This window comes from Mycolicibacterium sediminis (assembly GCF_010731735.1).
Lineage (GTDB): Bacteria > Actinomycetota > Actinomycetes > Mycobacteriales > Mycobacteriaceae > Mycobacterium > Mycobacterium sediminis.
Window position 1 is genome coordinate 1,506,902 of the sequence record NZ_AP022588.1, and the last position, 15,639, is coordinate 1,522,540.

The window sequence follows — 15,639 nt, forward strand, 5'->3', positions numbered from 1 at the left end:
GATCAGCGGTCGGTGCGATCGTCGTGGATCTTGGCGAAGCGGTCCGACAGGCGGCGCATGCGGATCATGAGCGACGCGGCGGGGCAGTCCGTGCCCTCCAGGTAGGTCGCGAGCGTGGCCGGGGGCAACCCGATGCGCGACGCGAACTCCTGCTGCCCGAGGCCGGAACGTTCGAGGAGCAGCCTGACGTGGCGCGCGACCTCGGCGCACTCGTTGGCCTCGAGATGGGCGCGGGTCCGGACGAGGACCTCGGCCAGTGCCTTGGAGACGCCGTAGGGCGGTGCCGTCTCGAGCACCTCCTCCACCTGCCGGGCGGTCCTGCCGTAGGGATCGCGCTTGACCGCGACGACGATGCGCTGCCAGACGGTGAGGTCGTCGGTGTCGAGGGCCGCGCGGATGGACGACGTAGGCCAGAACTCGACGGGGCGATCGTCGATCTGGGGGCGCTGGGGGGAGGGGGGGCGCGGACGACCGAAAGCGGCGTCATCGCTGCGCGTGTTCCGCGTGTCAGCGGACAACGTCACCTAGCCTCCTCCAACATCGCCACCGCCACGGATAGGCAGCGACTCCGCACCCGCTCCCAGTCCGCCTCCCGGTCGGGGTCCGGCGTCTGACCGTCGGCCGGGTCGTCGTCGAGGTCCGACGGATGGGGGTCGGCCAGCCGCCTGATGAGCTGCGTGGCCACCCACTGTCTGCGCGAGCGGTTCCCAGAGTAGTACCGGTCCATCCGGGCCAGCACTTCCGCGGCGGTCAGGGTCTCCATCGAGTCGACCAGATCGGCGAACTCCGCGAAGTCGCGCCGTGAGTTGCGGCACACGATCAGATAGCTCTTGAGCCGCAGCGTCTCGGCGCCCGTGGGGATCTGCAGCCGGTCGCCGGTGGGCAGCAGGACGTTGGTGGTCTCCATCGGCTTGCGCCGTTCGAGCACCGGCGCGTCGGGATCGGACGTGGTCTGCAGCGCGTCGAGGGCGACGGCCAGCCGGCCCCGCCACATGGTCACCGGGTGCACGGTGGCAGGCGCCGTCCGCTTGCCGTTCGCGCCGCCGCTGCGGGAGCCGAACCTGCCGCCGGTGCGGGTGGGGATGCGGACGGTGTCTGCCGATCCGGCTGCGGCGCCGCCGGAGGTCGCGCGGACCGCGGACCCGACGAGCTGCGGTTGAGCGGCCGGGACCACCCGGCTCATCCGGGCGGGGCCGCAGCCGCTGAACGCCAGCGGGTCGGCGACGATGATCGCGTGCGGGGCCAGGTTCTTGAGCTTCGCGGCGGTGCGGACGACGGTGCGGATGTCGCTGCCCGACGGACCGAGTTCGGAGATGTCCTCCGGGATGATGACCAGGTCGCCGATGTCGACCTTGGGCAGCGGCTTCTCGAAGTCGACCGACGGGAGGATGCGGTCGAGCCAGCGCGGCAGCCACCAGTTCCACTCGGCGAACATCGCCATCAGCGCAGGCACCAGCACGAGCCGGACGATGGTGGCGTCCACCGCGATCGCCACCGCGCACGCGACGCCGAGCTGACCGACCAGCGGCATGCCGGCGAACGCGAACCCCACGAACACCGCGATCATGATCAGCGCGGCACTGGTGATGGTCCTGGCGCTGGTGCTCACGCCGTAGGCGACGGCGTCACGGGTGTTCTGCGTCTGGACGAACCGCTCCCGGATCCGGGTCAGCAGGAAGATCTCGTAGTCCATCGACAGGCCGAACGTCATGGCGAGGACCAGCGGCGGGATGGTGCTGTCGATCGACGTCAGCGGTTCGAATCCCAGCGGTTCCAGCCAGCCCCACTCGAAGACGACCACCAGGCTGCCGTAGGCCGCTGCCACCGACAGCACCGTCATCAGGACGCCCTTGAACGCGAGGAACACCGAGCGGATCGAGATCAGCAGCATGACGAACGCGATCAGGGCGACGAACACGAACACCAGCGGTTGGCTGGCCGACACGCGGTCGTCGAAGTCCTTCAGCAGAGCCGTGGGACCGCCGACGTCGATCGTCGCGCGGTCGCCTGCCGCCTGCGGCACGTTGCTCCGCAGCCAGTCGACGGTCTCGCGGGCGCCGGCGTCCTCGGGGTCGATGGACAGCACCACCGACGTCAGCGCGCTGCGGTTGTCGTCGGCGAACACCGGCGGCGAGACGTTCACGACGTAGGGCGCCTCGGTGATCCGCTGCTCGATCGCGGTCAGCGTCGGGGCGTTCGCGGGCTGGTTGGCCCCGCCGTCGGGGAACGACACCAGAACCCGGATAGGTCCCAGCGCACCCGGACCGAGCGCCTCCGCTGCGGCGTTGATGCCGCCGCGGATCTCGTGGGTGGGCTCGAACTGCCGCTGCAGGCTGTTGCCGAGCGTCATCGCGAAGGCCGGCGCCGCGAGCACGAGGAGGCAGGCGGTCGCGGCCGCCGCCGCGATCCACGGCCTGCGCATCACCGACGTGACCCACCGCGTCCAGAACCGGGACTGCGTGGTGTCGGGGCGGCGCGACATGTGCAGGTAGGTTGAGCGCTTGGCGGCGTGCTTGCCGAACGTCCGCAGCACCGCCGGCGTCAGCGTCGTCGAGGTGAGCACGGCGACGGCGACGGCGAGGATGGCACCGGTCGCCATCGACGACAGCACGGGGGTGTTGATCAGGTAGATGCCGGTCATCGACGCGATCACCGTCAGCCCCGACAGCAGCACCGCCAGCCCGGACGTACCCATGGCGGCGTCCGCCGCCTGTTCGGCGTCTCGGCCCGCCCGCAACTCCTCGCGGAAGCGCATCAGGATGAACAGGGAGTAGTCGACCGCCAGCGCGATCCCGAACATGGACACCGTCGACGTCACGAACACCGACATGGTGGTGATCGTCGACAGCAGGAAGACCAAGCCCATCGTGACCGCGACGGTGCAGATGCCGAGGAGCAGGGGCAGGGCGGCTGCGGCCAGCGACCCGAACACCGCGAGCAGCACGATCATGACGATCGGCAGGTTCCACTTCTCGGCCTGGGCGATGTCGTGCTTGGTCGCCTCACCGGCCGCCGCGCTCAGTGCGCCCTGACCGATCACGTACAGCCGGACCCTGCCGTCAGCGGTCTGGCCCGCCTCCTCGCCGTCGATGCCGACGTCCTTGCGCAACTTCTTGGCGATGTCGGTGCTGCCGCTGTCGAACCCGGTCTGCAGCGACAGCACGTACGGCCGGTCGGGCTGCGGCGGCGGCTGCTGCGGGTTGGGGACGATCTTGACGCGCGGTTCGCTCGCCGCTATTCGCTCGAGTTCGGAGACCGCGGCGGTCATGTCGGCGTAGGACGCGTCGGCCCGGGGGGCCGCGACGAGCGCCAGGGGAGAGGCGCCCTGATCCGGATAGTGGTCCTCGACCTGGTACTCGACGTTGAGCGACTGCGAGCCCGAGACCTCGAAACCGCCGCCGACGAGGTTGCCGGAGTTCGTCAGCGCGAGGTACACCGACGGAAGGAGCAGGAACAGCCATGCCGCGAACACCGCCCAGCGGTATCTGCGCAGGTTGCCGCTCAAGCGCATCATGAACTGCTGGATGACGAACCTCGGCCTTCTTCCCGGCGTTTCGTAGACTGGAGCGTACCGCAGTAGCAGGTAGGGTTGCCCGCCCGCGAGCCGCCCCGAGGGGGTGGTGAGGCCGGGTCCGAGGGCGGTTCACCGGTGACCTGAGGCTTAGCTGAGTGGATTGTGCGGGCGGCGGCGGTGGATGGCACCATGGCCTCCGGCGACGACGGGTCGGGGACACGGATCGTTGCCGCTCGACGAGAGTCCACGACGCCGGAAGCGCGCGCGGACCGTGAGGAGAAACCCATGACCACGATGCCCGCATTCGCTCGGCGAGGTCTGCTCGGTGTGTTCGCCGTGACGGCGGCCGGCGGCGCAGCCGTCGCAGCCGTGGCGGTGCCCGGCGCGGTGTCGGCGCCGTCGGCGACCGCGGCGACCGATCCCTGCGCCGCCAGCGAGGTGGCCAAGACCATCGGCTCGGTGGCCACGTCGACCGGCACCTACCTCGACGCACACCCCGAGACCAACACCGCGCTGACGACGATCTCGCAGCAGCAGGGCGGGCCGCAGTCACTCGTCTCGCTCAAGACCTACTTCGACGCGAACCCCCAGGCCGCCGACGACCTGAAGAAGTTGCAGGCTCCGCTGACGACGCTGTCCGGACGGTGCAAGTTGCCGCTCACGCTGCCGCAGCTGCTGGGTCTGATGCAGACCGCGCAATCGCAGGGCGGTGCCGTCGCCGGTGCGGTGCCCGGAGGTTTGCCGGCAGGCGCGCCGTCGGCACAGACGGTCGGCGTGCCCGGCGCGACGGCACCGGCCGTGCAGGCCCCTCGGCCGGCCCCACGATTGGGCACCGGGCCGCTGCCCGGACCGGCGTCGACCACCGCCGGATAGCGATTCCCGGCGCGAACGCCACGGTCGACTGAGAAACGACCTGGGCTTTTACGCTTCCTCACAGCTGATTGACCGCAAGGCAAGAAACTCGTCACAGATTCTGCTTAGCTCTTCGATGTCGGTAACCGCCTGGGGTTACGGCCTCTCAGTCTTCGAAGAAGGAGCTTGATCATGTTGCTCTCGGCCAATGCTGGGCGACGTGCGGTTGCTGGCGTCGTGGGCGCCGGCGCGATCGCAGGCGCGATGCTGTTCGGTGCGCTGCCCTCCGCCATGGCGGAGCCCGCGCCGAACCCGCCGAACTGCACCGCCGCCGATCTGGCAGGCGTGGCCTCCGGCGTCTCCGCGTCGACGTCGGCCTACCTGTTCACGCACCCGGACGTGAACAACTTCTTCACCGGCCTCGAGGGCAAGAACCGCGAAGAGGTCCGCGTCGAGGTCGACCGCTACCTCAACGACAACCCGCAGACCAAGGCCGAGCTGACGGGCATCCGCCAGCCGCTGGTCGACCTCAAGAACCGCTGCGGCTCGGCACCGGCGCCCGCACTCCCGTAGGCCCCGTGCCGCTGAGGCAGGGGGATGACACCGGCGGGCTGGAGCGCAGCGACCAGGGGGATGACACCGGCGTGGAGTCGTCTCCGGACGGCTCCGGGCACATGGTGCTGATGGTCGACGACGATCCCGACGTGCGTACGTCGGTGTCGCGCGGCCTGCGGCACTCGGGTTTCGACGTCCGGGTCGCGTCGAACGGCAGGGAGGCGCTGCGGCTGCTGTCGACGGAGACGCACGACGCGCTGGTCCTCGACGTGCAGATGCCCGAACTCGACGGCGTCGCCGTGGTGACCGCGCTGCGGGCGCTCGGCAACGACATCCCGATCTGCGTGCTGTCGGCCCGCGACACCGTGAACGACCGCATCGCCGGTCTCGAGGCGGGCGCTGACGACTACCTCACGAAGCCGTTCGACCTGGGTGAACTCGTGGCGCGCCTGCATGCGCTGCTGCGCCGGTCGTCGCACTCGGACCAGCCGTCGGACACCATGACGGTGGGCCCGTTGACCATCGACACCGCGCGTCGCCTGGTGTTCGTGGACGGCGAACGCGCGGAACTCACCAAGCGCGAGTTCGACCTCCTGGCGGTGCTCGCGGAGAACGCGGGGGTCGTGCTGTCCCGGCAGCGTCTGCTCGAACTCGTCTGGGGCTACGACTTCGACGTCGACACGAACGTCGCCGACGTCTTCATCAGCTATCTGCGACGCAAGCTCGAGCGTGAGGGCCGGCCCCGGGTGATCCACACCGTCCGCGGGATCGGCTACGTCCTGCGCCAGGACCCCTAGAAGCCTCGCTTGCAGCTTCCCCGCTTCCTCCGGTCGGCGTCACTGCGCACCCGCGTCGCGCTGGCGTCCGCCGCCGCGGCGGCCGCCGTGGTCGCGGTCTTCACCGTGCTGACGTCGGTGGTGTTGGCGAACAACGATGCGGCGCAACTGGATCGGCGGCTCGACTCGATCGTCGACGCCAGCATGTATCCCGAGCAGCTCAGCGATCCGAGTCGCGGCGTGCTGACCACCGGTCGGTCCCGCTCCTCGGGCCAGGTGGTCTTCCAGCGCGGCTTCCAACTGCCGCAACTCATCCCGGGGACCGAGACCGTCGAGGTCAACGGCGTCGACTTCCGCGTCCGCACGGTCCCGATGGACCAGCAGGGCGGCGTCCTGATGTCGGTGGGCATCCGCGCCGACAGCATCCTGTTGAGCCCGGCCAGGATTCCGCTCTACACCGCGGTGGGCCTCGGCGCGGTGCTGATCGCGGGCGGGTTGGGCTGGCTGCTCGCCGGCCCCGCGATCCGTCCGCTGCGGCGGCTGACCGTGCAGACCATGCGGCTGGGCACGGGGACCGATCGGATCGACGCGGTCACCGGTGTGCGGGAGGCGGAGGAGCTGTCGGAGGCCATGGTCGGCATGCTCAGCCGGTTGACGGCGGCGCAGCAGGCCACCACCAACAGCCTGCAGGCGGCGCAGGACTTCGCCGCCAACGCCGCCCACGAGCTGCGCACGCCCTTGACCGCCATGCGTGCCGATCTCGACACGCTGCGCATCCACGACCTGCCCGCCGAGGAGCGCGACGAGGTCGTGGCCGACCTGGCGCGGGCCCAGCGCCGCGTCGAGGCGATCATCACCGCGCTCGGGCAGCTCGCGTCCGGTCAGCTGGCGCAGGCCGAGGACCGCGAGGAGATCGACGTCACCGACATGCTCGACCGCGTCGCCCGGGAGAACACCCACACCGGCGACGTGGAGATCGCGGTCGAGTCGGACGACGGCGTGGGCACCGTGTGGGGGTGGCCCGGTGGGCTCCGGCTGGCGGTGGACAATCTGGTGCGCAACGCGATAGCGCACGGGGAGGCGACGCGCATCGTGCTGGCCGCGCACCGGTGGGACCGGTCGATGGTGATCGTGGTCGACGACGACGGTCGCGGGCTGCCGACCGAGGAGCACGGTGCCGTCATGGGGCGCTTCGCGCGCGGCAGCACCGCCGCGCCGGGTGGGTCCGGCCTGGGTCTGGCACTGGTGGCGCAACAGGCGGCGTTGCACGGCGGCACGATCGAGCTGTCGAACGGGCCACTGGGTGGGCTGCGCGCCACCCTGACCGTGACGGCCGATCAGGACGGCGACGCGGTCACCGATCGGGTCGAACTGACCGGCGCCGAGTCAGGATCGCTGCGCCGCCGCGCCAGCCGAGCAGCAGGACTCCGGTCGCGAGCGAAGCGACGATCACGAAGCTGACGGCCGTGCCCTGCGACGTCGCCCTGCGCAGCGCCATGCCGACCACGACGGTCGCGACCCACACCGCGACTCCGGTCGGCACGACCGACGAGGGGTTGCGCCAACCGCGAATGATCAACCAGCCCAGGGCCGTTCCGGACAGGAACGGCCAAGCCGTCTCGAGGACGCCCGTGACGGTCAGCCCCTCGGCGTGACTCCGCCTGCCGACGGCGGCGAACGCCAGGACGCACGCGGCGTCGGCCACCAGTGCCAGCGCGACCGCGCGACGGGCGCGGCTATCCGACGTCATAGCGCATCACGTCCAGGACGAGGGGGCTCGTGTCGGTCTCGGTGCGGGCGGTGACGCCGGGTTGGAGCGGCGCCGGCGTTCCGTCGAGCAGTGGGCCGAGCGCGTCCATGGTCGCGAGCCGGCTCTCCAGCTCGAACGACCGGAAGACGAAGGGCAGTCCGTCGGACATGAGTGGATCGGGTCCGTTCATCACGTGGAAGTGCAGATGCGGCGCGTCGGTGTTGCCGCTGTTGCCCAGGTTGCCGACCACCTGTCCGGTCGTCAGCTGGTCGCCGGGCCGCACCCGCACCGAGCCCGTCTTCATGTGGGCGTAGAACGCGTAGTTGCCGTCCCCGATGTCCTGCACGACGTGGTTGCCCCCGTACTCCTCGAGGCGCAGCCCCGACGGACTCTCCCCGGGCGTCTGCTCGGGCAGGCCGTCGAGCACCGACACGACAGGACCGTCGGCGACGGCGTGGATGTCGGCGCCGAAGTACGGGTAGGACTCCGTCCGGTCCTTCGGGCCGCGGAACACCGTCCCGTCCGCCGACAGCTGCACGTAGTCGATCGCGAATCGCTCTGCGGCGTAGAGACTTCCGTTCAGCGGGTTCAGCGCCATCCGGTGTGCCGTCATGTCGCAGCAGCTGTTGCCGTCGAGCCATCCCGGCCCGTTCAGCGGTGGCGCGATCACCGGTGGTGCGTGCGTGGACACCGCCACCGTGGCGACGTCCTCGGTCATCGTGGCGGGCAGCAGCGGCGGCATGGGCTTGCTGAGCTTCACCGCCACCATGTGCGAAAGCTCCTGCGGCACAGCGGGTGTGCTGCCCTGCGCGCCGTCGACGACGACGTCCAGCCACACCGTCGCCGCCTGTGCGGGTCCGAGCCGGGTGGTGGGTACGTCCCCCGCGCCGAGGATCCTGGTCCAGTAGGCCAGCCGGTCGCCCGACAGCGTCAGCAGCGTGCGGTCCCCCGCCCGCACGGCGACCGACTCGAGGTCGACGTCCTGGCCCATCGAGTTGGTGAGCGACAGTTCGTAGGCCAGGTGCACCTTGCCGTCGGTCGTCGGGACCGGCACGGGTGCGGACAGCACGCTGGCGAGCACCGGGGTGGGGGCGACCGGCCCCGCATCGGCCGCGGCGGGCGCGGTCGTCGACGTGGTGGATTCGTCGGACGCACTTGAGGATTCGGATGATCCCGAACACGCGGCGAGCATCGCCACCGTGGCGACGACGGCGACGATGCCGGGGAGCGGTGCTCTCATGAGTCGATCCTAGGGCTCGGGATCGCGCCGCGACTCCGGTTCGTGAACGACCTCCGGGTCCGGGCTGAACGGGGTGACGTCGTCGACGGGATCGGCGTCGATGCCGCCGACGGCTGCGTCGGGGTCGATGTCCTTCTCGGTGCGGAACATGAAGAAGAAGATCACCCAGCCGATGGCCGAGATGAAGATCCAGCTGACCATCCGGTAGATGAGCATCGCCGAGATCGCCGACGCCAGCGTCATCCCGCTGGTCACCAGGCCGGGGACGAGCACCGCCTCCACCACCAGCAGTCCGCCGGGCATCAGGGGTATCGAGCCGACCGCGCGTGCCGCGGCGTAGGCAACGGTGAGACCGGCCAGCGAGGGATGTCCGCCCGCCGCGTACGCGGCGAACGCGAGGCAGGCGACGTCGGCGATCCAGTTGAACAGCGACCATCCGAATGCCGTGCCGAGCGCCCGCCGGCCGAGGCTCACCGACTCCAGCTGCTCGAGGGTCTCCCGCCACTTGGCCAGGCCGGTGTCCGAGGGCTTGCCGCGCACGGAGTTCACCCACGTCAGCACCCGCACCCCGATGCCGTCGATCTGCTGCGGGTTGGACGCCACCGACTGCGCGAGCAGCAGCAGGGCGACGAACCCGCCGAGGGTGAAGATCAGCGACAGCGGGTTCTTGCTGGCTCCGAGCAGGAAGGCGCCGCCGAGGCCCAGCAGCGCCAGTCCGACGGCCTGCAGCACGCCCGACATCACCAGCTGCCACGACGCCACGACGGGCGTGGCACCCCAGAGCCGCTGCTGGCGGTAGATGAACGTCGCCGAGAGCACGGGCCCGCCGGGCATGGTGGTCGACAGCGCGTTGCCCGCGTAGAACGCGGCCTCGGAGCGCCACTGCCGCACGGCGACGCCTGCCGATCGCAGCAGCGTGCGCTGGATCTGCGCGAAGCTGTGCATCGAGGCCATCGACGCGACCACGCAGGCGGCGACCCACCGGGGGTCGGCGGTCCGCAGGCTCTTCCACGCCTTGGCGAGCTGATCCCAGACCAGCACCACCTCGACGGTCAGCACGATCACCGCGAGGGCGATGAGCACCCACCGCACCCACCAGTACTTGCCGCGGGGGCGACCCTCGGGGGGAGCGTCGCCGACCGACTCCTCGTGCGACACGCCTAACAGGGTAACGGCGGACCTGTCCGGTCAGCGCGTCCCTGGTCGGGGCGTATCAAGTCGTTACGCTTCCGCCATGTCACAGGGGTTCTCGGTCGACTCGACGGCCGACGCGTCGGTCAGTCCGCTGGTTCGCAGGGCGGCGGCGTGGTCGTGGCGGCTCATCGTCATCCTCGCCGCCCTGGTGGCGCTGCTGTGGGTGGTCGGGCACCTCGAGGTGATCGTGGTGCCGGTGCTCCTCGCGACGATGGTCACGGCGATGCTGCTGCCGGTCGTCGACCACCTGGACACCCGCGGGATGAACCGCGGCGCGGCGGTCGCGCTGGTCATGGTCGGCAGTCTCGTCGTCGTCGGCGGCCTGCTGACGTTCGTCGTCAGCCAGTTCATCTCGGGCGCACCGGCGCTGATCGAGCAGGTGACGCGCAGCATCGCCGGGGCGCGCGAGACGCTGTCGACGGGCATGCTCGCGCACTTCAGCAACGACCAGGTCAAGAGCGCGACGGACGCGGCCATCGAGGCGCTCAAGAACAACCAGGCCAAGCTCACGAGCGGCGCGTTCTCCACGGCGGGCACCATCGCCGAGATCGTCACCGGCGCGCTGCTGATGTTCTTCACGCTGATCTTCCTGCTGCACGGCGGCCGCGACATCTTCTCGTTCATCAGCCGGGCCTTCCCGACTACCGTCCGCGACCGGGTCCGCGACGCGGGGCGGGCGGGCTTCCACTCGCTGATCGGCTACGTGCGCGCGACATTCCTGGTGGCCCTCGTCGACGCGATCGGCATCGGGACGGGTTTGGCGATCATGGGCATCCCGCTGGCGCTGCCCCTGGCGTCGCTGGTGTTCCTGGGCGCGTTCATCCCGCTCGTCGGCGCGGTGCTGACGGGAGGGCTCGCGGTCATCGTCGCGCTGATCGCCAAGGGGTGGGTCTACGCCGCGATCACGTTCGGGCTGATCCTCGCCGTGCAGCAGCTGGAGGCGCACGTGCTGCAGCCGCTGGTGATGGGCCGGGCGGTGTCGATCCACCCGCTCGGGGTGGTGCTGGCCATCGCCACCGGCGGCGTGTTGGCCGGCATCGTCGGCGCGCTGCTGGCGGTACCGCTCGTCGCCTTCCTGAACAGTTCGATCCGGGTGTTGGTCGCCGACGACCACGGCGCCGAGGCGGCCGAGGTGGAGGCCGCCGTGGGCGGGCCGATCAAGGGCCCGGCCACCGGGCCGGAGGATCCCGACCCGGAACCGAAGCAGCCCGCAGCCGACTAACCCGCGGTGCCGCCGATCCACTCCAGCAGGGCGTGCATCGGCATGGGTGGCGCCAGGAAGTAGCCCTGGGCCAGGTCGACGCCGAGGTCGCGGACGCGTTCCCACATCGCCTCGTCGGAGACGCCCTCCATCACGACCGCGGCGTCGAGCGCGCGAGCGAGCTGGACCGCCGCCCTCAGGATGTTGGCACCCCTGCCGTCGCCGGCGTCACCCGCGCGCTCGAGCAGCGACCGGTCGATCTTGATGATGTCGGGCTGCAGCCGGTCGAGCGCCTCGAGGTTCGAGTAGCCGGTGCCGAAGTCGTCGATGCTGATCGTCGCCCCGAGCCGCCGCAGCACCGTCACGGTGTCGATCGACCGTCCGCCCGGTGCGAGCAGCACCGACTCGGTGACCTCGACGATGACGCGTTCGAACCCGCCTGCGGGGTTCCACGCCACCAGCCAGTCGATGATGTCGCGCTCCTCGAGTTCGGCGCCCGAGAGGTTGACCGCGACCCGTGGCCGCGCATCGCCGAACCTGCGGTGCAACTCGGCGATGTCGGAGTCCAGCAGCGCCAGCACGATTCGGCCGATGCCGCGCAGCTGCCCCGTCTCGGCCGCGTGGCCGAGGAACGCGTCCGCGGTGACGATCTCACCGTTGCGTCGCCACCGGACGAGCGCCTCGACGTGCGCCACCTCGCGAGTCGTGACGTCGAGGACCGGTTGGTAGTGCAGTTCGAACTCGCGGTTGCGAACCGCCCCGGCGAGTTCGCGGCGAATCTCGGCGCGCTCGTCGGCGCGCAGGTTCATGTCGCTGGCGAAGTAGACGTGGCGGTCACGGCCCTGGTGCTTGGCCGCGTACATCGCGGTGTCCGCGTTGTGCAGGAGTTCGTCCGCGGTCGCACCGTCTCGGGGGTGCATCGCAATTCCCACGGACGCGGAGACGTAGGCCAGGGTGCCGTCGATGTCGATCGGTTCGCGCACGGCGGCGAGGATCCGGTGGACCAGCGTCTCGATCCCGTCCAGATCCCGCACGCGGGTGACCAGCATGGCGAATTCGTCTCCACCGAGCCGACCGATCACGTCGTAGCGGCGGGCGGCGCGCCGCAGCCGCGTCGCGATCGTGGCGAGCAGGATGTCTCCCGAGCGGTGCCCGAAGCGGTCGTTGATCTCCTTGAACCCGTCGAGATCGATCCACAGCAGCGCGAATTCCGTTCCGCCCGTTCGCACCTGCTCGTCGGTCCGCGAGCGGAAGTACGTCCGGGTGAGCAGTCCGGTCTGCTGGTCGAACTGTTCTCGCGCGGCGAGATCCGCCGTCGTCTCCCGCATCTGGGTGACGTCGTGCACCAGGGCGACCCGACCGGGCACGTCGCGCGCGTCGTCGTCGCCGACGAGTGCGACCGGTAGCAGCTCGAGGGTCACCGCCCGGTACGCGCCGTCCGGGCCGAGGATCCGGCGCGCATCGAGGCCCGGACGGATCTCCGACGGTTGCGCGGTCGTCGTGGGCTCGGGTTCCAGCAGGACGTTCAGGGGCGTGCCCACCAGGGTCTCGGGTCGGTGTCCGGAGATGACGGCGACGAGGTCACTGGCCTGAAGGATGCGATCGTCGGCGTCGAGGACCAACATCCCGACGGTTCGGGTGGTCAGCAGCGCGTCGAGGACCGCCCCGCGTTCGGATGCGGCCACCTCGAGTCGGTGCCGATCGGTGACGTCGAGTGCGCTGCCGGTGACCGTCGTCGGATCGTCGGCACCCGCCGCCGCAGACTCGTCGATCCATCGGACGCCTCCGTCGGGTCGGACGATGCGGTACTCGAGTTGCCACCGCCGGTCCGCACTGGCCATCGCTGCCGCCACGCGGGTGCGGTCCGCCGGGTGGATCGCGGCGGTCAGGAGCGTCGGGTTCTCCGCCACGCGGTTCCCGTCGAGGCCGTAGACGTCCGCCACGCGATCGTTGAGGAACGTGAAGGCGCCCGAACCGTCGCGCTGCCAGACGAATTCGCGCACCGACCCGGCGACGGTCTCCAGCGTCGTCAGCGCCCGCTGTCGTTCACGCCGCGCCTCGGCGACGTCACCGACGTCGATGACGATCACCAGCGCGCCGAGCACCTCGCCCCGCGAGCCGAGATAGGGCTGCAGTTGCAGCAGCAGGTCCCGGGTCGCGTCGCTGAGTTCGAAGAGTGCGGGGGTGCGCGATGCGATCGTGTGATGGAGGTCGGCGGCCAGGGTCGGGACGGCAATGGTCGTGGGCACTGCCGGGATCGGCCTGCCGACGTCCTCCGGGATGAGCGAGAAGAGTCGTACCGCGATCGGAGTGTACCGCAGCACCCGCAGGTCGCGGTCGACGATGACGAGACCGCTGGTGAGCGACGCCTGGATGTTCTCGAGATCGGCGTTGGCCATGGTCAATTCAGCGCTGCGGGCCTGCAGCTCCTGGTTGAGGGTGACGAGTTCCTCGTTGGCCGCCTCGAGTTCCTCGTTCGAGGCCTGCGCCTCCTCGGTCGAGGCCTGGAGTTCCTCGGTGGAGGCCTGCAGTTCCTCGTTGAGGGCCTGCAGCTCCTCGTTGGACCCACTCAGGTCCTCGATGGTGGCCTGCAGCGCGTCCTGTGCGGACTCGAGGGCCTTCGTCATCTGGGGGTCGGCCACCGATTCGGCGGCGGCGACCCCGTGTCCGGTGGACGACGCCAAGGGGACGCCGAAGCTCACGACCGTGCTGACGCCGTCCGCCCCCACCCTCGACGCCCGCAGCGTGACGGGTCCGTCGGGTCCGGCGACCGTGCGCTCCAGCGCCTCCGAGCTACCGTGCCGCAATTGGCTGAGCAGCGTTCGTACGGCGAGGCGGTAGGGCTCGCGCACCAGTTCGGCGGCGTAGCCGAAGTGACGTCCCTCGCCGACCGCGCACCATGGGGTCACGTCGCCGACCACCTCGAGCAGCCGGTCGTCGCCGTCGAGGACCAGGGACGGTGAGGCAAGTACGCGCAGCAGGCGCCGGTACAGCGCCGCGTCGTGGTCGTGGCGTTGCGCCGCAGCGGACTTGGCGACGGTGGTGGTCATCGGCGCGAACCGTCCCGTCGGCGCCGTGACGGGCCCCTCGACGCTGCGGCGCCGGTAGATGCGGTGCTCGGCCGCCGCGACGGAGAATCGCTGTCCCAGGCGCGGGACGTTCTCCGACTTGCCTAGGATGAGGAGCCCGTCGGGCAGCAGCGCGAACCTGCACAGTTCGAGGACCCGCTCCTGGAGGTGGGGCTGGAAGTAGATCATCGTGTTGCGCAACGAGATCAGATGCAGTCGGGGGAACGGGGGATCGAAGGCCACGTTGTGCCGGGCGATCACCACGCACTCCCGCAGGTCGGGTGTCACCTCCCAGTCCTGTCCCGTCCGCGTCAGCCAGCGCTCCCGCAGGGCAGGCGGGATCGCCGCGGTGGATCCCTCGGAGTAGCGGCCGCGGCGTGCTGCGACGAGTGCGGACTCGTTGAGGTCGGTGGCGAACACCTTCAGCCCGTCCGACAGTGCCCGGGTGTCCCGGCCGCCCAGCGCCTCGGCGGCGAGCATGGCGAGGGTGTAGACCTCTTCGCCGCTGGCGCAGCCGGGCACCCACATACGCAGCTGTGTCGCCGGGTCGAGGGCGTCGACGATGCCGCGCAACTGCACCGCGACCTCGTCCCACACGGCACGGTCCCGGAAGAACGCCGTGACGCCGACGAGGAGGCCGTGGGTGAGCGCGGTCGCCTCGCCGGGGCTGGCGGCGAGGACGTCCGCATAGTCCGCGGGCGTGCGGTCGGTGACCCGCAGCCGCCGTTCGATCTGGCGACGCAGCGTCGTCCGCTTGTAGCCCGAGTAGTCCACGCCCGTCGCCGACCGCAGGGCGGCGACGGTCGTCTCCACCGCCGCGTCGTCGAGCACCTGCCCGTTGCCGTCGAGGTCCGACGGCCCGTACTCCTGAGCCGCCTGAACACCACCGCGAGAGCCGGCGGGGGAATCGGCCAGGATGCGGTCGAGCGCGTCCGGGATCTCCTGGGGCGGCAATCGGAGGTCCGCGGCACCGGTCGCATCGGCCGCGTCGGGCATCGATTCGAACGCCGCCGACGTGTGGTCCTGGGCGATGACCACACCGCCCGCCATGCCGATCGCGGCCACGCCGGCCGCGCCGTCCTGCCCGGTTCCGGACAGCACGATCCCGACGGACGCCTCGCCGAACGACGTCGCAGCGGAGGCGAACAGCCGGTCGATGCTCGGCCACGGCCGTCGCTCGCCGTCGGCCTTGGACAGGCCGACGGTCGTGTCGCTCACCACGACGTCGGTGCCGGGCGGAGCGACGAACACCACCTCGGGTTCGAGTCGGGCGCCGTCGGTGGCCTCCACGACCCGCAGCGGCGTGATCCGCTGCAGCAGGTCGACGAGCATGCTCCGGTCCGTCGGGCCCAGGTGCTGAGCGACGACGAAGCACCACCCGGTGCGGGCCGGAACGGCACGCAGGAGTGCGGTCAGGGAGTCGAGACCGCCCGCCGAGGAGCCCACCACGATCGTCCGCGGGGTGACCCCGTCGAACTCACCGCTCATC

Annotated in this window: 11 protein-coding genes; 5 read left to right on the forward strand and 6 right to left on the reverse strand. The window is 70.7% G+C overall.

Translation table 11 applies throughout. The annotated features are described in order from the left end of the window. Positions 1–2: 2 nt before the first annotated feature. Positions 3–524, reverse strand: coding sequence for a helix-turn-helix domain-containing protein (locus G6N64_RS07360; protein WP_163796281.1), 522 nt, complete (start codon positions 522–524; stop codon positions 3–5). Continuing rightward, positions 521–3,514, reverse strand: coding sequence for an MMPL family transporter (locus G6N64_RS07365; protein ID WP_163796282.1), 2,994 nt, complete (start codon positions 3,512–3,514; stop codon positions 521–523). Before G6N64_RS07365 ends, G6N64_RS07360 begins: the two co-directional genes overlap by 4 nt. Positions 3,515–3,799: 285 nt before the next feature. On the opposite strand from G6N64_RS07365, the gene G6N64_RS07370 reads away from it, so the two are divergent. The 4 genes from G6N64_RS07370 to G6N64_RS07385 all read left to right on the forward strand — a co-directional run bounded on the left by G6N64_RS07370 (position 3,800) and on the right by G6N64_RS07385 (position 7,158). Next, positions 3,800–4,387: a hemophore gene (locus G6N64_RS07370; protein ID WP_163796283.1), complete on the forward strand. Its 588-nt coding sequence runs from the start codon at positions 3,800–3,802 to the stop codon at positions 4,385–4,387. A 171-nt stretch (positions 4,388–4,558) separates the two neighbouring features. Further along, positions 4,559–4,939, forward strand: a complete 381-nt coding sequence (locus G6N64_RS07375) for a heme-binding protein (RefSeq protein ID WP_163796284.1) — start codon at positions 4,559–4,561, stop codon at positions 4,937–4,939. A gap of 101 nt (positions 4,940–5,040) precedes the next feature. Further along, the gene (locus G6N64_RS07380) at positions 5,041–5,718 is read left to right on the forward strand and encodes a response regulator transcription factor (protein WP_174266932.1); all 678 of its coding nucleotides are present in this window, start codon (positions 5,041–5,043) and stop codon (positions 5,716–5,718) included. A 9-nt stretch (positions 5,719–5,727) separates the two neighbouring features. After that, the gene (locus G6N64_RS07385; RefSeq protein ID WP_163796285.1) at positions 5,728–7,158 is read left to right on the forward strand and encodes a sensor histidine kinase; all 1,431 of its coding nucleotides are present in this window, start codon (positions 5,728–5,730) and stop codon (positions 7,156–7,158) included. On the opposite strand, the gene G6N64_RS07390 is transcribed toward G6N64_RS07385, so the two are convergent. The 3 genes from G6N64_RS07390 to G6N64_RS07400 are packed head-to-tail and all read right to left on the reverse strand — an operon-like array spanning position 7,052 to position 9,845. Next, positions 7,052–7,447, reverse strand: a complete 396-nt coding sequence (locus G6N64_RS07390) for a DUF3054 domain-containing protein (protein WP_163796286.1) — start codon at positions 7,445–7,447, stop codon at positions 7,052–7,054. The genes G6N64_RS07385 and G6N64_RS07390 overlap by 107 nt on opposite strands. Continuing rightward, positions 7,434–8,687, reverse strand: a complete 1,254-nt coding sequence (locus G6N64_RS07395; protein WP_163796287.1) for a M23 family metallopeptidase — start codon at positions 8,685–8,687, stop codon at positions 7,434–7,436. Before G6N64_RS07395 ends, G6N64_RS07390 begins: the two co-directional genes overlap by 14 nt. A 9-nt stretch (positions 8,688–8,696) precedes the next feature. After that, positions 8,697–9,845 (reverse strand): lysylphosphatidylglycerol synthase transmembrane domain-containing protein, encoded by a 1,149-nt coding sequence (locus G6N64_RS07400; protein WP_163796288.1) that lies wholly within the window; start codon positions 9,843–9,845, stop codon positions 8,697–8,699. 76 nt (positions 9,846–9,921) lie between these two features. On the opposite strand from G6N64_RS07400, the gene G6N64_RS07405 reads away from it, so the two are divergent. Beyond that, positions 9,922–11,103 carry an AI-2E family transporter gene (locus G6N64_RS07405; protein WP_163796289.1) on the forward strand — a complete coding sequence of 394 codons (1,182 nt, stop codon included), beginning with the start codon at positions 9,922–9,924 and terminating at the stop codon, positions 11,101–11,103. Here G6N64_RS07405 and G6N64_RS07410 read toward each other — a convergent pair. Beyond that, on the reverse strand, positions 11,100–15,638 hold the full coding sequence (locus G6N64_RS07410; RefSeq protein ID WP_163796290.1) for an EAL domain-containing protein: 4,539 nt from the start codon (positions 15,636–15,638) through the stop codon (positions 11,100–11,102). The two genes, G6N64_RS07405 and G6N64_RS07410, sit on opposite strands and share 4 nt — an antisense overlap. Position 15,639 lies beyond the last annotated feature (1 nt).